The organism is Paraburkholderia sp. BL17N1, assembly GCF_003634175.1.
Lineage (GTDB): Bacteria > Pseudomonadota > Gammaproteobacteria > Burkholderiales > Burkholderiaceae > Paraburkholderia.
The window spans coordinates 1,133,813-1,156,431 of the sequence record NZ_RBIW01000001.1 but is presented as its reverse complement, the minus strand read 5'-3'; the positions used below and the strand labels follow the sequence as shown (position 1 = coordinate 1,156,431).

General features: G+C 59.5%; 14 protein-coding genes. 11 read left to right on the top strand and 3 right to left on the bottom strand.

Annotated features, from left to right (window positions below):
- Positions 1–341: 341 nt before the first annotated feature.
- From B0G82_RS04980 to B0G82_RS04950, 7 genes are all read left to right on the top strand, one after another.
- On the top strand, positions 342–1,295 hold the full coding sequence (locus B0G82_RS04980; protein WP_116149560.1) for an IS5 family transposase: 954 nt from the start codon (positions 342–344) through the stop codon (positions 1,293–1,295).
- An 819-nt stretch (positions 1,296–2,114) separates the two neighbouring features.
- Positions 2,115–3,287 (top strand): hypothetical protein, encoded by a 1,173-nt coding sequence (locus B0G82_RS04975; protein ID WP_121306813.1) that lies wholly within the window; start codon positions 2,115–2,117, stop codon positions 3,285–3,287.
- The gene (locus B0G82_RS04970) at positions 3,284–5,296 is read left to right on the top strand and encodes a hypothetical protein (RefSeq protein WP_121306812.1); all 2,013 of its coding nucleotides are present in this window, start codon (positions 3,284–3,286) and stop codon (positions 5,294–5,296) included. Before B0G82_RS04975 ends, B0G82_RS04970 begins: the two co-directional genes overlap by 4 nt.
- Positions 5,297–5,298: 2 nt before the next feature.
- Positions 5,299–8,787 carry a helicase-related protein gene (locus tag B0G82_RS40380; protein WP_241974478.1) on the top strand — a complete coding sequence of 1,163 codons (3,489 nt, stop codon included), beginning with the start codon at positions 5,299–5,301 and terminating at the stop codon, positions 8,785–8,787.
- 525 nt (positions 8,788–9,312) lie between these two features.
- Positions 9,313–9,672, top strand: a complete 360-nt coding sequence (locus B0G82_RS04960; protein ID WP_147439446.1) for a hypothetical protein — start codon at positions 9,313–9,315, stop codon at positions 9,670–9,672.
- Entirely contained in the window at positions 9,672–10,040 is a 369-nt protein-coding gene (gene tnpB / locus B0G82_RS04955) for an IS66 family insertion sequence element accessory protein TnpB (RefSeq protein WP_121306810.1), read from the top strand. The genes B0G82_RS04960 and tnpB overlap by 1 nt, the downstream gene beginning before the upstream one ends.
- A gap of 18 nt (positions 10,041–10,058) precedes the next feature.
- On the top strand, positions 10,059–11,645 hold the full coding sequence (locus tag B0G82_RS04950) for an IS66 family transposase (protein WP_121308615.1): 1,587 nt from the start codon (positions 10,059–10,061) through the stop codon (positions 11,643–11,645).
- A gap of 529 nt (positions 11,646–12,174) precedes the next feature.
- On the opposite strand, the gene istB is transcribed toward B0G82_RS04950, so the two are convergent.
- Together istB and istA are read right to left on the bottom strand one after the other, a co-directional pair.
- The gene (istB, locus tag B0G82_RS04940; protein ID WP_121306549.1) at positions 12,175–12,951 is read right to left on the bottom strand and encodes an IS21-like element helper ATPase IstB; all 777 of its coding nucleotides are present in this window, start codon (positions 12,949–12,951) and stop codon (positions 12,175–12,177) included.
- Complete coding sequence (gene istA / locus B0G82_RS04935; RefSeq protein WP_121306548.1) at positions 12,941–14,467, bottom strand: IS21 family transposase; 1,527 nt, start codon at positions 14,465–14,467, stop codon at positions 12,941–12,943. Before istA ends, istB begins: the two co-directional genes overlap by 11 nt.
- 121 nt (positions 14,468–14,588) lie before the next feature.
- On the opposite strand from istA, the gene B0G82_RS04930 reads away from it, so the two are divergent.
- From B0G82_RS04930 to B0G82_RS04920, 3 genes are all read left to right on the top strand, one after another.
- Positions 14,589–15,533: a hypothetical protein gene (locus B0G82_RS04930; protein WP_121306808.1), complete on the top strand. Its 945-nt coding sequence runs from the start codon at positions 14,589–14,591 to the stop codon at positions 15,531–15,533.
- 5 nt (positions 15,534–15,538) lie between these two features.
- Entirely contained in the window at positions 15,539–18,262 is a 2,724-nt protein-coding gene (locus B0G82_RS04925) for a phospholipase D-like domain-containing anti-phage protein (RefSeq protein ID WP_121306807.1), read from the top strand.
- Between the two features lie 468 nt (positions 18,263–18,730).
- A complete protein-coding gene (locus B0G82_RS04920; RefSeq protein ID WP_116148735.1) occupies positions 18,731–19,996 on the top strand; it encodes an IS256 family transposase in 1,266 nt (421 codons plus the stop codon).
- 213 nt (positions 19,997–20,209) lie between these two features.
- On the opposite strand, the gene B0G82_RS04915 is transcribed toward B0G82_RS04920, so the two are convergent.
- Positions 20,210–21,988: a methyl-accepting chemotaxis protein gene (locus B0G82_RS04915; protein WP_241974476.1), complete on the bottom strand. Its 1,779-nt coding sequence runs from the start codon at positions 21,986–21,988 to the stop codon at positions 20,210–20,212.
- Positions 21,989–22,315: 327 nt separating this feature from the next.
- Between B0G82_RS04915 and B0G82_RS40375 the strand changes: the two genes are divergently transcribed.
- The gene (locus B0G82_RS40375) at positions 22,316–22,612 is read left to right on the top strand and encodes a hypothetical protein (RefSeq protein ID WP_241974474.1); all 297 of its coding nucleotides are present in this window, start codon (positions 22,316–22,318) and stop codon (positions 22,610–22,612) included.
- Positions 22,613–22,619 lie beyond the last annotated feature (7 nt).

Sequence of the window (22,619 nt, the reverse complement as noted above, 5' to 3'; positions counted from 1 at the left end):
GCGGAGAGGGGACATCGTTCGGCGGCGCTGCATCTGCAAAGGAAGCTTGGGAGGCGCGGAGTGGTATCGGGAAAGCGAAAACCTTGTGGATTCGAGGTGGACAGAAACTGACCAACTCGATGACTCAGGAAATCACCCAAAAAGTTATCCTTCGACGACGTCGGACATGCACATAAAACGCATCCGGTTATACGAGCGGCAAGACACTGATTCAATTGGCTAATTCGGCGTTGTCCCCAGAAATGCCATGACATTGTTAAGGAAGGTCTGCAGAAGTCCTGGCATTGTGTTGCTGCTGAGCTATCCTGGGAAACAGAGCTAATTGGGTGAGGAGCAGTGTGATGACGCAACTTGGTCTTGGTCTGGATCTGTCAACGAAGCGCACGCGCAAGCGGGAATTTCTCGATGAGATGCGACGCGTTGTGCCTTGGTTGAAGCTGATTGCGCTGATCGAGCCGCACTATCCCACGGGCAAAACCGGTCGGCCGCCGTTCCCGATTGCGACGATGCTGCAGATTCATTTCATGCAGCAATGGTTCGGTTTGTCAGACCCTGCTATGGAAGAGGCACTCTATGACGTGCCGCTGTATCGCGAGTTCGCGGGTCTCGACGGCGGGATGGTTCGCTTGCCGGATGAAAGCACGATTCTTCGGTTCCGCCATCTGCTGGAAACGCACGGACTGGCGGTGCAAATGCTGGCGCTGGTCAATGAAATCCTGACGGAGAAAGGCCTGATGCTCAAGGCTGGTTCGGCAGTCGACGCCACCCTGATTGCCGCGCCCAGTTCGACAAAGAATGGCTCCGGCACGCGCGATCCTGAAATGCAATCGACGCAGAAAGGTGGTAACTGGTACTTCGGGATGAAAATGCATATCGGCGTGGACGCCGACTCGGGCCTGGTCCATACGGTCATTGGAACGGCGGCCAATGTTCACGACATCACGGTAGCCCAGGCGTTGCTGCATGGTGAAGAAACGGATGTGTACGCGGACGCCGGATATCTGGGTATCGAAAAGCGATGTGAGGCTGACGCGGTTCGTTGGCATGTTGCAATGCGACCGGCAAAGCGAAGGAAACTGGATCTGAGTGATTCGCTGGACGCGATATACGATCAGATCGAACGCCTGAAGGCGGGTATCCGGGCCAAGGTCGAACACCCGTTTCGCATCCTCAAACGGCAGTTCGGTTACATGAAGACCCGCTATCGTGGTTTGATGAAGAACACCGCCCAGATCACCACGCTGTTTGCTTTGGGCAATCTATGGATGGCACGTAGAGCTTTGCGCAAAGCTTGAAACACCGGGCCAATGAAGGCCATATATCTGGTTGGAGCGCTCCGGTGCGCGGAAAAAACTCCGGCAATCAACTCACCGACAAAAATCTGAACGCCGAGGCCGCGCAGGATGTGAAAGATAACGCTTCAAAAAGCGGGTTGTGCAGACCTTCCTTAACTCCTACTATAGATATACCTGTAAACCTGTAGGACCTTAATCTGACGCTGGCATCTCTCCGTGTCCGTGACATACGATGCCGATCTGACCCATATGCCGAAGGCGTTCGACACCAACGCGATCAGTCTCAACATAAGGGACCTCATCGCAGTGACCGCTCGCGACTTTTTGTGTGCCCTGCGTATCGACCATCACACCTAGCGCCTCGCCTCTTCGAGATCGGACAAACACAGGACACGATTTGTTGCAGCGGTGCCTGACAATGTGTTACGACACTTGCGTCGCGCGAGCTAAAGAATTCGCCGGTCAGGCCGATAACAAGTGCAGCCGCTACGCGTTAAGTGCGTCAACCGCGCTGCCACGCCGGCAGCGTTGACCGATGACGGCAGGCCGGAATCGATCTGGAAGCGAACTCAAGAAAGAAACGGATGTTCACATCACTTTCCACAATCGCCCAGCCTGGCAAGGATCCGTCATGTACCTTGGATCACACGCCGGTAGATCAGCCTGTAGCGACGCAGACGTCATGCTTGGGAAAATACGAAAAGAACAAAGTCTGGGAGTGCGGAAGGAATGCGATTCACCGAGTACGTGGTACTTGAAAGCGCTGACAAAGCAATTGATCCATTAGGGTTCCGCCGGCCAGCAGGCGCTTTGCAGGACATGTTGTTCCCGCAGTTCACGGTTCTGACGATTCGACCCGTCTACCTGAGTTCGCTGTGCGGTATTCTCGACAAGCTCGCCGCCGAGACGTTCAAAGAGCAGCATTTGTCACAGCGATTCCGCGCACTCGAAATCTATTGGGGTATCGCCAACGCGTCGGTCAATTCGTCGATTATCAATGTAACGAAATATCAAAGGTTGCTACGCGAGCAGGTTCACCTGGGTGGTATCCCGAAGCGTCATCCGATTTACCAACGTCTTTCTTACGGTACGCTCGGTCATTACAGCAGTGCGGCGTTACGTTGGGGCCTTGTCGAACGGGACGGACGCACGTTGAGTCCGCTGGGCCGCGATCTCGCAGATGCGTTTTCGTCGCGCAACAAGGCGCGGCGGTTCCGGGATGCATTGGCGACGTGGCAGGACAACCACATTGTCTCGCAAGGTGATTTTGAACGGGCCGGCGAGCACTACGGCCTTGACGCGTCGGTCTCGCGGGGGGAAAGCGAGATATGGCGTGAGCTCATCGACATCTGGTGCAAGAAAAATCCGCGCGTCGAACCGTTGTGGCGCACGCCGCCCCAATGGCAAACGTTGCAGGCGGGTTTTGCGAACGCATCGGCTTATCAGACTTTCTGGACCGATGCACGCCAGCAGTACGAAGGCCTCGCCGTCGAACTAACCGCTATCGCACGCTTCGAGCGGCTCGCAGCCGCTACACAGTTCGTGCTTGATCTTCGCATCGCGTCGCTCGAATATGGCGACACGTTCAGGGACGTACTGCCGCAGGGCGCGGAATCTTTGGCAGCTGCCGTGACGACATTGGCCGCGCAATACGTCGCCGCGCCCGCCTTTCACGACTCGCGTCACCTGTTCGCTAGCGTGGCGCAATCGACGGGCGATTTCGCGGCGTTGACGCGCTGCGTTGTCGATCACCACATCGAGCACCAGACCGCGAAGGGCACCTCGCCGATCGTGAACCACGACGAACTGCTGGTGACCGGTCGTGTGAATCGCAGCACGCTTGAAGAAGCCTTGACGATCTTCGATAAGGCATCGGACGGCACAGCGGCGCAACTCGACGGCCTTCAATATCTTTATCGCCGTCAATGGCACTTTGAGAAGTGCCGCAGTTGGCACGACTGGGCGTTTCCCCAAACGGAGACCGTGCAATGACGGAGCAGGTTGAATCGCTGCGCGAGTATTTCACAAGCATCTTCGAGTCGTGCAACGAACGCGACAACGCGTTGCAGCACGTGGTGGTGCTCAGCTACGAGTTCGACGACCAGCAGGTGTTGAACCTGGCCTTGCGGCGTTCGCTGAGCGCGGCGCCGGAAGCGCGTACGTCGGACATCGCAGATTTGCTCCGCACCGTGCCGGTGATGATCTACGACGCGCGTAAGACGCGCGAGCACAACCAGTTGCCGCATTTCATGGAGTTGCTGCCGGTGCGCGCAAAGGCGTGGACCTGCCATCACGCGAAAGCCTATCTGGTGATCACGCAGCGTCAGGTGCATCTCGCACTTGGCTCAATGAACCTGACACGCACGGGGCTCTTTGCCAATCGCGAGGTCTTCGAAACCTTCACGTGGGGCGACGGCGGGAGCGGCGAAAGGGCAGACCTCGCCGTACTGCGCGAATTTGTCGAGGTGCTGGTGCGCGGCTACTCGTCGTTTGATTCGAGGCCACTGGCTGCGGCGCTAGAGTCGGTCCGGCAGCGGCTAAACCGCTGGGGCACATCGGAAGACAAGGAGAGCGCGATCCTGATCCATCAGGGCTACGACGACGGTGTCACCGGCCTCGAAGCGCTCGCACGCGCGTGGCGTAATGCATTTGGCGACGCGCTGCCAGAGCGCGTGATCGCCGTGTCGCCGTTTTTCGACCGCAGCCCGCAGGGCGAGGTGTTCGCCCAGGATCTGAAGCGGACTTTCCCTTCCCTTAACACGCTCGACGTCGTGACCGACGCACCGGTTGCCCAGCATCTTTGCCGCGATCATTTTCGAGCGCTGCCGGGGACCCGGTTGTTTCTGATTCCAGAAACCCTCACCGAGAGCGAGCGTGAGCGCATCGCGCAGGCCAATCAGCCGGCTGACCTCGCCGCGCTCGCGATCACGCGCAAGCTCCACGCCAAGGTGCTGGTGCTGGCGCGCGGCAACGAAACGCTCGTCTATCTGGGCAGCGCCAATTTTACCCGCAAGGCATGGTGCGGCGACAATCACGAAATGGGCGTGGCACGCGTGCACCGCGGTTCGGTCGACAAGTTGTTCGGCGCGATTTGCAACGGGCTGAGCGCAGAGCAGATCGACCGTTATTGTGATCTGCCGTCCAACACGCCGGACGAAATGCCCGAGTCCGAGGATGATTACCAGGATCAACCCGATTACCCCGAGTTCGTCCAGGGCATCGAGTTGGTCGAAATGCCGAACTCGGAACTGATGGTTTTCGACGTGCGTGCGGACACGATCAATCTCGCGCAACTGGCGGACTATGACGTGAGTTGGGGCGGCTTACCCCTTCATTTCACCAATGGGCGCTCGAATCCTCTTGATCAATCGCAACTGATTGGCCGAATCATCGGCGCGCGCAATCTGAAGTTCGTGCGCTGCGGCGCGTCCGAACGCATCTACTACCTGCCGTTCCGGCATGCGGCCGCGCTGTTCCAGCAGCGCGAGCGCTATGTGCTGTCCACTGCGGAAGACTGGATGCTGCATTACCTTAAGGAGCGGTTGCCGCGTGACCGCGATCCGGATGAATTCGTGCCGGGCGATCCGAACATCGTCGACGACGATCCGGCGGCTGCGATTCGCGCCATGCGCGAACGCAATATCGTGATCGGGATGCAGCAGCATCTGAATCTGTTCGGGCGTGTGCAGGAGGCCTTTCGCAAACGCGCGACGCTTTGCCTCGAAGCGCCATTTCCCGAGCGGCCCGGCCGATGGCGGGACGAGGTGGAAGAACCGCTCGCAACCTTCGCCGACGTTCTCTCGCGCGACGCAAAGGGCCAGCCGCGATCCGGCGCGGATTCGTTGTTCAAGCTGGGCGAACTGGTACTGTTCGCTCGCGAACTCGCTGCCGGATCGAACGCGGGCCGCGCGTTGTGGATACGTCTCAAGTCTAAGTTGCCCGCGCAACACCATGACGCTGCGGTCATGGAATATCTCAGCTTCTGCCACGAGGGTCTCTGATCTTGAGTTCGCAACGATTCGATACGATTATTCGCGCGGAGGCTGAACGCCCGAACTTCCAGAAGGATTGGGACCGCCAGCGCAACACGGCGCGCGAGTTCCTCACCCGCTTCGAGGGGGGATTCGACACGCAGTTGCTCGCCGATGAAGTTGGCATGGGCAAGACGTACGTCGCGATGGGCGTGATCGCAGCTAGGCTGCTGGGCGCGAACCGCGCCGACGCCCGCGCGTTGCTGATCACACCGTCGAGCGCGGTGTTGCGCGCGAAGTGGGAGCAGGAATTACGCAGCTTTTCGGCGTTTTACGTGAACGGGCAGGACCGGGCGCGCAAGCGTACGTTGCGTCCGCTCGTCGTGCATAGCTACTGGGAACTGATAGCGTGTCTTCACCCTTATAAGAACACCACTATCAGCCGCATCTGGCCGGAAACGATGTGCTGCATTCTGCAATCGGTTTACGAATGGGCGTGCCAGAATAAGTACCTGTCCCGGCGTAGCGCGTTCAGGTATATCGAGGGCTTCGATGAAAGCTCGAAGAAGGCGCTGGAATTCGCCTCTGAGTATTCGCAGACCGGCTGGTTCAGCTACCTCGACGAACTAAAGGCCACCCAGGACCAGACCATGCGCGCGCATCTCGCCGCGCTGCGGACGGACGACAGCGAGGATGCCTGCAACTGGTTCAAGGACGCCTTCAAGGCGTTTGCGGCCAAGCAGGAAAGATACTTGCCCAACGTGCTGATCCTGGGCATGTCGTCTCTCGACCGACCGCGAACAGATCAGGCCGATACGCGGCGCTTTAGCACCTTCGTGCTTGGCGTGCTGGTGACGGGCCTGCATGCGCCCACTCGTGACGCGTTGCTGCGGTCTCTGCGCAAGGCCAACATCTTGCTGCCGAAGACCACCAAGGAGTCGCTCAAGGAACTGGCGTCTAGCGATCTGTATCGCACCTACGATTGCGTTATCAGGGCGCGCGACGACGATCCAGATCTCAAGGCACGCTGGTCGTCGTTGCGGGCCGGGGCGGACGACAATTCAATCAGGGACTTCTTCAAGGACCTGATGAACGCTGTGGTTCAGCAGAAGTTGCGTGAGTCCGGAATCGAACTGGCTGTGGTGGACGAAGTACACAACTGGAAGGGCGGTAAGCACGGCGCGAAGGCGTTCAGCAAGACGTTCTCGCCTTCGATCCCTAACAAGCTGCTGCTTTCAGCCACACCGTTCCAACTGGAAGAGCGCGAAATGCGTACCGTGTTCGACTTCGCGGCCGACAGGAACGGTGCAACATATCGCGTACTGGACGAAATTTATCGCGCGAACGGCGTGGTCGCCACCTGCCTGAGCGCCAACAAGATCTTTCAGAAAGCGTGGGACGCACTCTCCGAGGACGACGAAAGTGTTGCGCGTCTGAGCGCATTGTGCGAGGGGGCGAGCACCGAGGCCGTCGAAGAGATGCTTGCCGATCTGATCTCCGATCCGGGCACCCGTCCGACGTTGCGCGCGTTCAGTCATGCCTCGGTGGCCTATCGCAAGGCCGTGGATCAACTCACGGCATTGCAGCGCCAGATTGCGATTCGTCATCTGAAGCCGCGCGGACATCGTTCGTTTCATGCCGGGCAAGATTTCGACGACGGTCCAGCGATACAACGTACGATGCTGTACGACGTGGAAGGCATGTCGCGTGATAGCGATGCCTTCATCCATTTTCTGGCAATGCGGCTCGATCAGCAGACGCGCGCGGAAGATGGAAAACGCGATGTGGCCAATGCGCGTCTGATGAGCGGGCTGACGTCGAGCGTGAAGGCGTTCGAAAGCAGCGCGGCCGTGATGGCCCAGCAAAAACGTGACTTCAGCGCTGAAACGGCGAAGTACATGGCGATGTTCCGGCGTGCGCTCGCTATGAGCGAACATCCAAAGGTTCGCGCGACCGTCGAACGGGCCTTGACCAACTACAAAAATGGCCGCAAGACGTTGATTTTCTGCGAACGTGTGGAAACGCTCAACGAAATCGGTGCGATGCTGCAATCGCGCATCAATCCGACCGAAGCAACGGAACTCGACTTGGGTGCGAAGCGCAGGACGCTGCTCGAGCAGGCTGCGTTCGTCGACTTGCCGCTGGCGCGCATCTTTGCGCGAGCCTCGGAACTCGAGGTAGATCAGATGGAGAGTCTTTTGACGGAATGGCGGCCCAAGGCGGTCGCATTCGCGCTCAACTGCATCTCGCGCTTCCGTGTGAGCGCTACCGAGCGGCGCGTGTTTCGTTTGCTCGACCTATGGCTGCTGGTTGAGTTCGGCCGCACTCAGGGTCCGCGGAGGCCGGCCATGCGATTGTTCAAACTGCTACGCGAAATGGCGATGTCGGATGGTAAGGAGCAACATTGGCTCGGTGGATCGTTTCTCGCGGGGGAGGGTACGAGCGCGGACTCGGCGGAGGCCGTCGAGGAGCTGGTCAACCGTCACGCCGCGACCTTTTTCGAACGTCCGTTGAATCTCTGGGACGGCGACGACACCGGTTCTTTCGCGAAGTACCTGTGGGCGCTGATCGAGTCGGAAGCGAGCCTGCTCGTGGACGCAGCCAACACTGACGCTGACGCGCGCCTGGTCGCGCCGGGCTTTTTCGACACGGTGCTGGACCTTCAGACGGGTTTGCGCAAGGTGCTGCTGCGTCCTGACCTGTTCCGCACGTATCTGGGGCCGTTGCTAGCAAATGAGTCGGACGATCCGCGCATGGCGGATATCATTCGTGCTGTCCACTACGGCGTACGTGCGCCGCGCGGCATGGGTGAATCGATGTGGCGGCGCATGGTGCGCTTCCTGTTGAACCTGTGCGAAGCGAACGGCTCCATGAATACCGACGACCATACAAACACACGCCGCCGCAGCTTGTGGCGCGGGGTCAACCTGCAGCGAAGCCGCGCCGGCGACAAGGGCCAAGACGAAGTAAGTAAGGACAACAACGCGGACGATGATTACGCGGTGCGCACACTCGACGGCTCAATGAAGCACGACGGCCGCATCGTGCTATGCGCGGCCTTCAATTCGCCGCTGGCGCCGGATATTCTGATTTGCACGTCGATTGGCTCCGAAGGGATCGACTTGCACCGCGAATGCGCCGAGATCATCCATCACGATCTGCCGTGGAATCCCGCCCGGCTGGAGCAGCGTATCGGCCGTGTTGACCGAGTAGGCAGTCTGGCGGAAGCGAGCCGGACCGATCAACCCGGCACCGGGCTCGTGCAAGTCGGCATACCGTTCCAGCAGCAGAGCTACGAGCGCTTCCAATACAGCGTGCTACTGGCCCGTGCCCAACGTTTCGAGGTGCTACTCGGCAAGCCGGACTTCGCCGTGGACGCCCTGGACGAGGAAGAACTGAACGAGAAGGAGCAGGGCGGCGTGCTCGAGGCCGTCACCGATCAGGATCTGACGATCGAGACGCCGCCTCCATGTTTGCCGGAAGGACTGGCGCGCTGGTTTAGGGTCGATTTGTCGCTGTAGAAGTGCAGCGGTTGGAGCGGTCGGCAAAGCGCGGCCTAGCGCTCCATCTCTTCCATCACCTTGTGCTACCACTGCTCGCCGCGATGCGGCGCGGTCGCCGCATCAGCGGTGCCCACAGTGGCCGACTCGGGAACAGGGCCAGTCGGAGCTGGCAGGTTACACTGACCGAATCCGGAACGCTTTCGGGCCAACTCGGGAGGGAATGGATGATAGTACCTTCAGCCAGTTGAGTGATAGCGTATCGAGTGTCAAGCCAGCGAAAGTCCGGGATTCCGCCCAAATTGCATGTTCCGCTACATGCCCGAGGAAACTCATTACACGTCGGCCCTTACGGGCTATGCTGCGGTCGTATCTCAAAATGTTGTTGGGGTCCAGTTCGCGAGTCGCTTTTCTCGCCATTTCGCGGAGACATAGGAATGAGCAACGTCGGCCGGAAAACGCGAGGACCTGTCTGACGGAGCGAACCAGTCGGCCGTAAGCGGTAAGCCACGAGCGTTATAGAGTTCGCGTAAGTGTCGTTGCAGAATGCTCCTCGTTCAGTGCGATCAGGAGCAGACGATGAGGACAACAGCAAAGCGAGAGGAACTGGAATCTGCATGGCGGCAGCGGTTGGCGCGCTTCGCAGAGTGCGGACAGACGGTCAAAGCGTTTTGCCGCGATGAGGCGGTGTCGGAGTTTCGCTTCTATCATTGGCGGCGGCGCTTGCAGGGCCCGGCATCACCGCGTGGTGCGGATGTGTCCACCGGAGGCACAGCCTTTGTCGATCTGGGTACCATTGCGGCAACTGACACGCACATCGAGCCGGGCACGCCTGCTGGACAGGCGAATCTGACGATCCGCCTCGATCTGCCCGGCGGCATCGTTCTCACGATCGCGAGAAGCTGATGTTCTTTCCGGAACAGCAGGTGCGCGTGTTCCTGTACGGCGTCCCCGTGGACATACGGCGTTCGTTCGATGGCTTGTACGCGATCGCGCGCCACAGCATGCCGGTCGATCCACTTGGGGGGCATCTGTTCGCCTTCATCAACCGTCGTGCCACGCAGATCAAGGTGCTCTACTTCGATCGCAGCGGCTGGTGCGTTTGGGCCAAGCGGCTCGAGCAAGGCCGTTTTCTGGCCAACTGGGACCGGGTGGATACGCGTGAGATTGATGTCACGCAATTGAAGCTGTTGCTGGAGGGAATCGAGGTCATCCGGCAGCGGCATCGTTACCGGCACCCGCAGCCACAATCACCTGTGAGGCCCTCGCCATGAGGCATACCTTGCCCTATGATGGTGGCCATGCCATCGACTGCCGCCACCGACGAGACCATCGCTGCGCTCACCGCGCACGTGGCGGCGTTGTCGGCGCGATGCGATACGGTGCTCGGCGAGAACGCACAATTGCGCGCGCAAGTCGCGTGGTTCCAGCGCCAGCTGTTCGGTCGCAAGAGCGAGCGTCGCATCGTACAGCCCGATGCGGCACAAGGCACGCTGGGCGAAGCCTTCGATGCCGTGCCCGATGCGCCGGCTCCAGGCAGGAAGACACGCATAGCCGGGCACGAGCGCAGCGCCACGCCCAGGCGTGCGGATGTCGACGAATCGACGCTGTTCTTCGACGAGGGCAAGGTACCGGTCGAAGTCATCCCGGTTGCAAACCCCGAGGCCAAAGGGCTCGATCCCGAGGATTACGAAGTAATCGGCGAGCGTGTGAGCCACCGGCTGGCCCAGCGTCCCGGCAGCTATGTCGTGCTCAGGTACGTGCGCCCGGTGATCAAGCGGCGCGATACGCAGGCACTGTCGTGTCCTGCGGCGCCGGTTGGTGTGATCGAAGGCAGCCGCGCCGATGTGTCGTTCATCGCCGGGCTGCTCATCGACAAGCTGGTGTACCACCTGCCACTGTACCGTCAACATCAGCGGCTTGCCCAATGTGGCATCCGCGTGTCGCGGCAGTGGCTCACGCAGATCGCGCAAGCGGCCATTGCGCTCATCGAGCCAATCCACGACGCGCAGTGGCAATCGATCCTGAGCTCGCGCGTCAAGCGCATGGACGAGACGCCGGTCAAGGCCGGACGGGACGGCCCGGGCAAGATGAAGTCGGCGTACTTCTGGCCGGTAATGGGCGAGCGCGAGGAGATATGCTTCCACTACCAGCCGAGCTGGCGGCAGGAGCACGTCGAGCAACTGCTCGGGCAAACCGCAGCGACTGGCAGCGTCCTGCACACGGACGGCTACAAGGCGAACGCCTGGTATGCGAAGAAGACGGGACTCGCCCACGCGCAGTGCTGGGCGCACAGCAGACGTGCGTTCGTGAAGGCAGAGGAGATCGAGCCGGCACGCGTAGCCGAAGCGCTGGAGCATATCGGCGCGCTGTATCGCGTCGAGGAAGACATTCGGCAGAAGGGCCTGACAGGCTCCGGCAAGCGCGCCTGGCGGCAGCAATATGCGAAGCCGGCGGCGCAGCAGTTCTTCGTCTGGGTGGACAGGCAGTTTGAGTCGCAAGGCTTGCTGCCGAGCAGTCCGCTCACGAAAGCACTGGCCTATGTGCGCGAGCGCCGCGAAGGCCTGTTGCTGTATCTGGACGATCCGGACGTCGAGATCGATACGAATTCATTGGAGCGCGCGCTGCGCGCCATCCCAATGGGTAAGAAGAACTGGATGTTCTGCTGGACCGAACTCGGCGCCAGGCAAATCGGTATTGCGCAAAGCCTGCTGGTGACGTGCAAGCTGCACGACATCGATCCCTATGACTATCTGGTCGACGTGCTGCAGCGCGTGGGCCAGCACCCGGCGTCGCGCGTGCATGAACTCACGCCGCGAATGTGGAAATCGCTCTTCGCCGGCAATCCGCTGCGCTCGCCGTTGCATCAGGACGTCTGAGATCGCAAGGACGTCGGTGAATTACCGATTACTTTCGACGTGGGAATTCGGACGCGACGAGCTCTCGGCGCATTGAAACGGGGCGTCGATGCAAGCCATGCCGGTCCTAACCGGGAGAGGGACAACGGGAATGGTGCGCTAATGAGGTGCCTGCCTGTTGCGTTCGTCTCCAGTTCGACGGATGACGTCGTCGACCTCGCGATGAAGCAGGGGATTGTTACCCATGGGCTATGCGCTCGCTACTGTGCTGCGCGCTTTATGCCCTGACCGGCTCCGGAATTCTTGACGGGTCGGGGCCCGGCGAGGGATGCAGTCGCGCTGAGATTGAGCTCCGTCGACGATTCGCGGGCACCGAGAACGAGCGGGAAGTGCAGTTAGTGCCGAACGCGCGCGCTGAGTCGCCACGAGGCTCCGGTTATGTTGTCGACAGCCTGTGGTCGTCGATTGATTGCCTGCTTGTTGATTTGCACTGAATCCTGACCCACGATTTGCATTGAATTCTGACCCACCCGTTGGAGCAGCTTGCGGGTTATTCGGTGGGTATCTGGGTCTTCTTTCTCTCCTTCTTTGGTTGCGTCGTGCTGTTTCTGAAACGATAGCTATCGTTGCCTGTTTCTACAATGTGGCAGTGGTGCGTGAGCCGGTCGAGCAGCGCCGTCGTCATCTTTGCGTCGCCAAACACACTGGCCCATTCGGCGAAGCTCAGATTGGTGGTGATGATGATGCTGGTTCGTTCGTAGAGCTTGCTGAGCAGGTGGAACAGCAGCGCACCGCCGGTCTGGCTGAATGGCAGATAGCCGAGTTCATCCAGCACCACGAGGTCGGCATACACAAGTCGTGTTGCGAGCTGTCCGGGCTTGCCCACGAGCTTCTCCTGCTCAAGGGCATTGACCAGTTCGATGGTGGAGAAGAAGCGCACGCGGCGGCGATGATGCTCAAGCGCCTGCACTCCGATCGCGGTTGCCAGATGGGTCTTTCCAGTGCCCGGCCCACCCACCAGAACGATGTTGTGCGCCGAGTCGATGAACTCACACTCGTACAACTGACGCACCAGCGCTTCGTTGGCGTCGCTGCAGCTGAAATCGAAGCCGCCGATGTCGCGATACGCCGGGAAGCGTGCCGCCTTCATCTGGTACGCGAGCGAGCGCACTTCGCGCTCTGCGATTTCCGCCTTGAGCAACCCGGCAAGCACCAGCGAAGCTGACTTGTAGGCCGGCGAGTCCTGCGCGGCGAGCTCGCCTAACGCCTGTGCCATACCGTGCAGCTTGAGGGACTTGAGCATCTGCATCATGACGTCAGGCTGCATGATCGTCCTCCCGATTCCTCAGGCGGTCGTAGCGGCCCACGTTGGCCTGTGGCTCAACCTTCAGTGCGAAGGCCTGTGGCGTCTGCAGCGGCGGCACAGGCGGGCTGTCGAGCAGCCGGCTCAGGATGTTCAGCACCGTCTGCTTGTTCGGTGCGCCGGCCTCAAAGGCCAGCTCGACTGCAGTGAGCACCATCTGTTCATCGTGCAGCAGGACCAGCGCCAGAATCTCGACCATCTCCCGGTCGCCGCCGGGGCGCTTCATCAGCACGCCCTGCAGCTTGCGGAAGCCAGCTGGAAACTCGGCGAAGGGTGCACCGTTGCGAAGCGCTCCCGGTTTGCGCTGCAGGACTGCCAGGTAGTGACGCCAGTCGTAAATGGTTTCGCCGTGGTCATGGCTGCGGTTGATACAGCGCTCGTGCTCGGCAATCACCTGGCCTTCGGCGACGAACACGAGTCTGGCTGCGTAGACGCGCAGACTGATGGGCCGGTTGGCGAACGACGCCGGCACGCTGTAGCGGTTGCGCTCGAAGTTCACAAGGCAGGTCGGCGAGACGCGTTTGGTGTGTTCAACGAAACCATCGAACGGCTGGCCCACCGGCATCAGATGGGGACGCTCGGCGGACCACGCATCCCAGATCGTCGTGTCCTGCTCGGGGTGCCGCGTCTGCTGCCAGAGCAGCACGCACTGATCGGCCAGCCAGTCGTTCAACGCCGCCAGCGAGCCAAACGTCGGCACCTTCTGCCAGAGCCGGTGGCGACTGTCCTGGACGTTCTTCTCGATCTGCCCCTTCTCCCAGCCGGAGGCGACGTTGCAGAACTCGGCGTCAAACAGGTAGTGGCTTACCATCGCGCTGAACCGCGCGTTGACCTCGCGGACCTTGCCGGGGCGCACCCTGTCGACGGCGGTCTTCATGTTGTCGTAGATGCCGCGGCGCGGAATGCCGCCCCACGCTACGAACGCATGATGGTGCGCGTCGAACAGCATCTCGTGGGTCTGTAGTAGATAAGCCCTCAGGAAGAAGGCACGGCTGTGGCTGAGCTTGAGTTGCGCGACCTGCAGCTTGGTACGCTCGCCGTTGATGACGGCCCAGTCCTCGCTCCAGTCGAACTGGAACGCTTCGCCAGCGGCAAACCGGAGGGGAACGAACGTCCCGCGCCCGGTCGTATTTGCCTGCTCGTGCTGCTCCTGTCGCCAGCGCCGGGCAAACGCCGCAACACGGTCATAGGAGCCAGTAAAGCCCAGCACGCAGAGGTCCGCGTGAATCTGCTTGAGGGTTCTACGCTGTTTGCGGGGCCGCGTCGCCTCGGTCTTCAACCACCCAGCAAGCTTCGCAGCAAACCCGTCGAGCTTGCTGGGGCTGTGGCGTTCGGGATAGGCGGGCAGTACGGTGCCGGCCCGTATGTAACGCCTGACCGTGTTTCTGGACACGCCCAGCCGTTTGGCAATCTCGCGCAACGAGACATGATCGCGAAAGTGCCAGCGTCGGATGATGCTCAATATAGCCACGTCGATCACTCCGTTTCCCCTGCCCGTTGCCGAGCAGGTCAGTGTTCTACGTGGGTCAATATTCGATGCAAATTACTGCGCAGGCTGGGTCAGGATTCGGTGCAAATCAACAAACGGTCTACAGGTTCTCATGTTCACCCATCAGTCCGGTTCAATCTGGGCAGACATGGCTAATATCGTCTGGGCTTCTGGTCTGCACGTTAGTGCAGCCTGGTACGTGGTCACCGAAACTGACTCGGCACTTCGCGAAGGGAGCTACGTGAAAGGTACAGTGCTGCTTGTGCTGCGTAAGCGTCAAGGCCACCTTTCAACCTTCCGCGATGACCTTGCGCTCGAATTGCGCGACGAAGTAGAAGCACAAGTTGCCACACTCACCGGCCTGAACCAGCAAACCAAGGATTTGTACCGGGACGAGAACCTATTTGCAGATGCTGACCTGCAAATGGCGGGATACGCGGCAGCACTGCGAGTTTTAACCAAGTACGTAGAAATCGATGGCACGGACATGACGGTTGAGGCGCTGCGTCCCCGCGAGAAGGGCAAGCAGACTCGCGTGGACACCCTTATCGACTATGCTGTTGAAATTGCTAATCAGTGTCTGATTCCGTCTGGAATTTCGGAAAATCACTGGGGCAGGTTGCAACCCGCCGAGCGCTTCTATCTGAAGATGCTGGACCAGGAATCACAGAATACGCACACCTTGGACAACTACCAGAACTTTGCAAAGGCGTTCAAGGTCCGCGATTTTCGCGCCTTGATGGCCAGCGAACGGGCAAACGCCGCGCGGCTTAAGAGCAGCGCCGAATTCGGGCAGGCGGAGATGGCAGGCGATGCAGAGATAGCAAACACATCGCTGCGGGCCGTGCTCTATGCGTTGATGGAGCTCGAACAGGGCGCGGAATCTGATGATGTGCTGAGTCATCTTGGGGACAATGTCGATAATTACTTCCAGAAAAGGGAGACAATCGTGGCCATCGCGGATTTCATGGCTTCCCGCCTGCGGCATATTCGTGACGGAGAGGCCAGTCATGCTCGTATCCTTCGTGAATTAGTACGCAACGAACGTCTGGCATAAGTTCAATGGCAGAAATTAACCGCTTTTCCTCCCGTGGGCAGCGACTCGATAAAGTCTTTCTTGCAGAACGGCTGAAGGGGGCCAAGTCCTACAGGCGAATAGCTGGCTATTTTCGCTCATCCATTTTCGAATTGGTTGGCGAGGAAATTGCCCAGATTCCCGATGTCAAAATCGTCTGCAATAGCGAATTGGATGCCCGGGACATCCTTGTGTCGCGGGCCGTGCAGGAGGCAAAGCTCAGGGAGAAGTGGAACGAATTGTCTCCCGAAGCGGAATCCCTGCTACATCGTGATAGCTACCGCAAGCTGTACGAACTCCTAAGAAAGGGCAACGTCCAGGTTCGGGTGGTGCCCAAAGACAGAATCTTCCTGCATGGCAAAGCGGGCGTGGTGGAGCTGGCGAGTGGTCAAAAGATTTGCTTTCTTGGTTCCGTCAACGAGACGCGAAGCGCCTTCGCTGCTAATTACGAAATTCTCTGGGAGGATACGTCCAGCGACGGTGTGGATTGGGTTGAAAAGGAATTCAAAGCACTGTGGACTGAAAGCATTGAGTTGCCTGAATCTATCATCGAGGAGGTAAGGCGACTCTCGCTCCGTGAGGAGGTGACGATAGAAAAATGCGACGACTATCTGTTGCCTGCCGCAGCTTTGGTGGAGTCACCCATCTATCGTGCCGGGGAGCAGCTTCAGCCATGGCAGAGGTCGTTCGTCGTGACTTTCCTGGAACATCGGGAGCGGTACGGGAGAGCTCGCTTGCTGCTTGCCGACGAGGTCGGTGTCGGCAAAACTCTCTCTCTTGCCGCTAGCGCCATTGTGTCTGCACTGCTCGGCGACGGCCCTGTGCTTATTTTGTGTCCCACGACGTTGACGCTGCAGTGGCAGGTAGAGCTTCAGGATAAGCTTGGTGTGCCTAGCGCGGTCTGGCATTCGTCCAACAAAACATGGATGGACCCACAGGGACGCATCATTCGGACGCGGGGCGAAGAAGATGTTGCCAGGTGCCCCTATCGCATTGCTATCGTTTCAACTGGCCTGATTTTTCAGCAATCTAAGGAACGCGATATCCTGTTGCGGACGCGCTTCGGGACAGTCGTTCTGGACGAGGCTCACAAGGCACGACGTAAGGGCGGCTTTGGGTCAAACAAAGACGACGCAAATAACCTGCTGAACTTCATGCTGCAAGTCGGGCATCGAGCCAAGAACGTCTTGCTGGGCACGGCGACGCCAATCCAGACCGAAATTTATGAACTCTGGGACCTCATGCGAATTTTGAACGCAGGTGCCGAATTCGTTCTGGGACGTGAAAGCCAATCCATCTGGAAGGACTGGGAACAAGCCGCGCCGGTGGTGACGGGGCAGTCTCTGCCTGAAGGCCCACGGCAAGCTTGGGAGTTCATTCGCTGCCCGCTGCCGGCCGGTGCGGAACATCGGTTGTACGACGAGGTTCGAAACGCGCTAGCCCTGACCGAGGACGAATTCTTCACGACCAAAGGCTACAGCGAACTGCCGGGTGATATCCGGGACGCCATTCAGGACGAGACGGAACGCAACATTAACGGGCTCGGGTTCTTCCAACGTCAAAACCCTATCGTTCGCCACACAGTATTACGCCAGCGGCGAGTCCTGGAGCAGATGAACCTGCTAAAGCCGATTCTTGTTGATGTTCATCCAGACCCGAAAAAACTGGATTTTGCGTGCCCCGGTTTTTCGTTTGAAGTCGGACTTGGGTTGCCAACCAATCATTTCTTTGACCGGGCCTATCAAGCGGCGGAGAGCTTTACGGCCGAACTTCGCAAGCGAAGCCGTGCTGCTGGCTTCATGAGGACAATGCTGTTGCAGCGTATCTGTTCTAGCTTTGCCTCGGGGCTATCCACGGCCAAGATGTTGCTTGACAAGGAGGTTCTGGAAGACGATGAGCTGGATGGCGAAATCGCCAAGGAGTTGTCTGTTCTCACAGAGTTAGAGCAGGAGCATTTGAAACGGATTGTCGTCGAGCTATCCCGACCTCAAGCTGTTGACCCGAAGCTGAAGGCTGTGCACTACTTTTTGACTGAACACAAGGTGGATGGAAAGACTTGGCTTGAGCAGGGTTGCATTATTTTTAGTCAATACTATGATACGGCAGCGTGGGTGGCGGAAGAACTGGGCAAGGCGCTAGTAGGAGAGCCGGTGGCGGTCTACGCCGGCGTGGGCAAGAGTCGTCTGTATTCTGGTACAGAATTCGCCACGGTCGAGCGTGAGCAAATCAAGCGAGCGGTTAAGGAGCGCGAGATTCGCCTTGTCGTAGCTACGGACGCAGCTTGCGAAGGCTTGAATTTGCAGACGCTGGGTACTCTCATCAACGTCGATTTGCCGTGGAATCCATCCAAACTCGAGCAAAGGCTCGGACGAATCAAACGGTTCGGACAGTCCAGGGATTTGGTGGATATGCTCAACCTTGTCTATCACGGTACGCAAGACGAAAAGGTTTATCAGGTGTTGTCGCGCCGCATGAAGGACCGCTACAACATCTTCGGTTCGCTCCCAGATACGATTGATGCTGAGTGGATTGAGGATATCGAGGGTCTCGAGCAGGAACTCGACCGCTACTGGGCGCGGCGTAACCAAACCCAGACCGCTTTCCAGGCACGCTACCAGGACTCCATTCACCCTACCGAGAACCGATGGGAGCTCTGCGAGAAGGTTCTGTCCCGACAAGACTTCATCGAGAAGCTTTCAGAAGAGTGGTAACAACGGTCAAGCCCTATTTTTCCGATGGGCAGAAGTCGTTCTGCAAGTCGGCAGCCACGGATGCGCGCGATTGCGAGCTGGGCGACGAACGGTAGGACGCGGATGGAGCCCCGCATAGGTGAAACCCAATCGGGTGCTGACTCGTCGGGTTGCAGGCTTGTGCGCCGCCGAATGGGTAACCGGGTAACAGCGGTATCGGGGAGGTGGCTAAAGGTGGGACCGTTCTCCGAAAAGTGTGGCGAGCTTGCTAGATTGCCAAAACGTAATACGTCAAGGGCGAGCAACGGACACGACGGTTTAGGCACGTTGATTTTCCTATTGACCCGGAATGTAGGTTCCATCACGATGGGGCAACTTTAGGGGCATGTTTTCTAGTTGTTGCTTAAATATCCTTGTGAATTCAGTCGGACCTATCCGTAATTTCGTGGGCGGGGCATATCATGAGGGATCAAGGTCATGGATATGCCGATGAAAAAGAAACGCACCGTCGCGTCTCAGGCAGCGGCCCGCGGGCCGCTGCCTGAACTGCCTGAAGCGCTGCTGGATGAACTGGTGAAGGGTCCGATGACGCCCGCCGAGGTTCAGGACCTGATGCTGGCGTTCAACAAGGCGCTCATCGAGCGCGCGATGGGCGCCGAAATGAACATGCATCTGGGCTACCGGCCCGGCCAGCCCAAGCCTGCGGAGCAGACCAATGAACGCAACGGCGCCAGCGGCAAGACAGTCATCACCGAGCGTGGCCCGGTGCGGGTCGATCTGCCGCGCGACCGTGAAGGCAGCTTCGAGCCGATCCTGATTCCCAAACACGAGCGCCGTTTCACGGGCTTCGACGAACGCATCATTGCCATGTACGCACGCGGCATGAGCGTGCGCGAGATCCAGGCGTTTCTGGCCGAAAGCTATGGCACCGAGGTCTCGCCCGACTTCATCAGTTCGGTCACCGATGAGGTGATGGCCGAAACGCTTGCCTGGCAAAGCCGTCCACTTGAGCCGATGTACCCGGTGGTGTTCTTCGACGCGCTGCGCGTGAAGATCCGTGGTGACGGTGTGGTGAGCAATAAGGCGGTGTATCTGGCGCTGGGCATTCAGGCCGACGGCCAGCGCGACGTGCTCGGCCTGTGGATCGAGCAGACCGAAGGTGCGAAGTTCTGGCTGAAGGTGTTCAATGAACTGAAGACCCGGGGCTGCCAGGACATCCTGATCGCGGTGGTCGACGGCCTGAAGGGGCTGGCCGAGGCGATCGGCACGGCGTACCCGCGCACGGCCGTGCAGACCTGCATCGTGCACCTGATCCGCAACAGCCTGGAATACGCCAGTTACAAGGACCGCAAAGGCGTCGCCGCAGCGCTGCGTCCGGTCTATGCCGCCGCGAACGAACAGGCCGCGCAGCAGGCCCTGGAGGCCTTTGCCGAAGGGCCATGGGGCGCGAAGTATCCGACCATCGTGCAGTCGTGGCGACGGGCGTGGGAGAACGTCACACCGTTCTTCGTGTTTCCGCCCGACATACGCCGTGTCGTCTACACCACGAATGCCATTGAGAGCCTGAACATGCAACTACGCAAGATCATCAAGACCCGCGGCCACTTCCCCAACGACGAGGCCGCCATCAAGCTATTGTGGCTGGCATTGCGCAACGTGCTGGCGAAGTCTGTACGGGCGGCATTCGACTGGTCCTCCGCCATGAACCAGTTCGCTATTCTGTTTGGAGAGCGTTTTACCAACGCACGCGGGTAACTCCGCTAACCGCCTCGCACACAAAAATGCGGACAGGCTCATTCAGTCGGTTATGGCTCCAGTTCGATAGCCCTCCTCCCCCAACCAGATTTATCGTCACTCGAAAACCGGCTACACGCCGGCTTTCGCATTTCTACCCCAAGCTTTTCGCACCAACCCCCTCTGCCGCCCCAACCACGTCCCGCCTGAGCCCCACCCGCACAAGCACGGCGCTCAAGCAGAAAAAAAACATTCAAAACTTATCCCACCCCTCATCCGCACCGACGGCAGTCGCAGCCGTCGCCAACGCGGCAACCGGCGTGCCACCCAACGCAGCACCCGGCGCAACACCCGCCACCCGCACCACCCCCGCCCAGGCGCAACCCCCCGCTCCTCCCGCACCGTCTCCCTCCGCAAGGGCGCCGCGGCGACAATCCCCCCCGCACCACCACCATTCAAAATCTGAAAGAACGCCACAGCCTCATTCAACTGCTGCCCCTGATCTTCCATCGACCGCGAAGCCGCAGCCGCTTCTTCCACCAAAGCGGCATTCTGTTGCGTGACATTGTCCATCTGCGTGATCGCGAGATTGACCTGCTCGATGCCGCGGCTTTGCTCACTCGATGCCGCCGCGATTTCCGACATGATGTCCGTTACCCGCGCCACCGCCTGGGTCACTTCGGCCATCGTCTTGCCCGCTTCACCGGCAAGCGCCGACCCGTCGCGAATCTTCTCCACCGAGGTGGCAATCAGATCCTTGATTTCCTTGGCCGCGCTCGATGAGCGCTGCGCCAGGCTTCTGACTTCGCTCGCCACCACCGCGAAACCGCGGCCTTGTTCGCCAGCGCGCGCAGCCTCGACGGCCGCGTTGAGGGCCAGGATGTTCGTCTGAAACGCAATACCTTCGATGATGCCCGTGATGTCCGCGATTTTGGTTGAGCTATCGCTGATGTCGTGCATGGTGTTCACCACCTGGCCGACCACCTCGCTGCCTTTCTGCGCGACCGACGATGCGTTCGTGGCGAGCATGCTGCCTTGCTGCGCGTTGTCGGCGTTCTGCCTAACCGTCGAGGTGAGTTCCTCCATGCTCGACGCCGTCTCCTGCAGCGAGGCCGCTTGCTGCTCGGTGCGCTGGCTTAGATCCATATTGCCCGCGGCGATCTCGCGCGCGGCGCCGGCGATGCTCGTGCTGCTGTCGCGCACGCGTCCGACGATCGCCGTCAGCCGTTCGTTCATCTCGCGCAACGCACCGAGCAGCTTGCTGGTTTCATCGCTGCCGTCGACCACGATGCGCGTACGCAGGTCGCCTTCCGACACGGTGCGCGCGACATCGATCGCCTGGCGCAGCGGCCCGGTCACCGCGCGCGTAATCAGCACGCATGCGCCGATCGCGAGCGCCACCGCGATCAGGCTGATCGCGATCAGCAGATTGCGCTGGTTCTCATAGTGCGCCGCGTAGTCGTTGATCATCTGTTCCTGACGCGTATGCGTATAGTCGGCATACGCGTTGGTCGCGCGAATCAGCGCGGCGAGCAACGGTCGGCATTGATCGTCCATCTTGACGATCGCATCGTCGCGCTTGTTGGTCAGCGCGAGATTGACGATGTCGGTGGCGACCGGTCCATACAAAGCCTCCACCCGATTGATCTCGGCGACGAGACTGCGCGCTTTCTCCGACGTGTCGGTAGCGGTCGCGATCATATCGTTGAGCTTCTTCAGATCGGTTTGCACGTCTTCGTGCGCGCGCAGCACATCGGCTTTCTCTATTTCGAGGTCCTGCGGCTTGGTCACGAGCACGAGATTACGCGCGGCGATTGCCCGGCGGTCGACCGCGGTTCGCACCTGCACCGCCATGTCCGCGCGTGCATTGATACCGCGCACGAAGCTGGAAAAACCATCGGTTGAGTCGCTGAGCGCTTTCAGGGAAAGCCCGGAAACCGCGACGACGATAAGAGACAGCATGCCGAACCCGGCAATGAGTTTTGCTTTGATGGTGAGGTGCTTTAGTGTCAAAATTTTTTTCTCCAATAACGAAACGTAGATGCGTTCGCAATGGACTCTCAGGTCCGGGCATGGGAGCGTCTGTGTGACCGCCGTATATCGCGGGGCCTCGCGCGGTCTATCCCTTCGATGTCTTCCATCGATGCAGCAGCCAAAGCGCATCGACGCAAGCCACAAAATGGGTATCCCATTTACCGGATATCGGTTCGCACACTCGAGTACTGAAGGCAGATCGGGTATATCTCTACAAGGCTTGCACGCGATGACCGACAAAAGTGGAATTTCTCGGCAACCGAATATATTCGAGCGTGTGATGAAAGCATTGCGTCGAGCGAGAGGATGGAGCAATCGCTTGAGAAGGTCGCCGTTCCCGTTGGTCTCGCCATGCTGAAGGTCGCCCGCCACGGCGCCGATAAAGCCGTGCTCGAGACCGCCGACAATCCGCGCATTGAGCCGCTCAGCATCCCGGCCCGCGCTCGATCTGCATACTGGCTGAGCACGCGCGAGCGGTGCCGAACTCGCCCGACCCGGCAAAAAACTCGTCTTTTCGATGGTTTGGCGCGGCGCATCGTCTGGTACGCTACCGCTTCACGGTACGCGCCAGTGAGGACGCGGCCCTCTTCTTCACGCGCTTAGGCGAGCG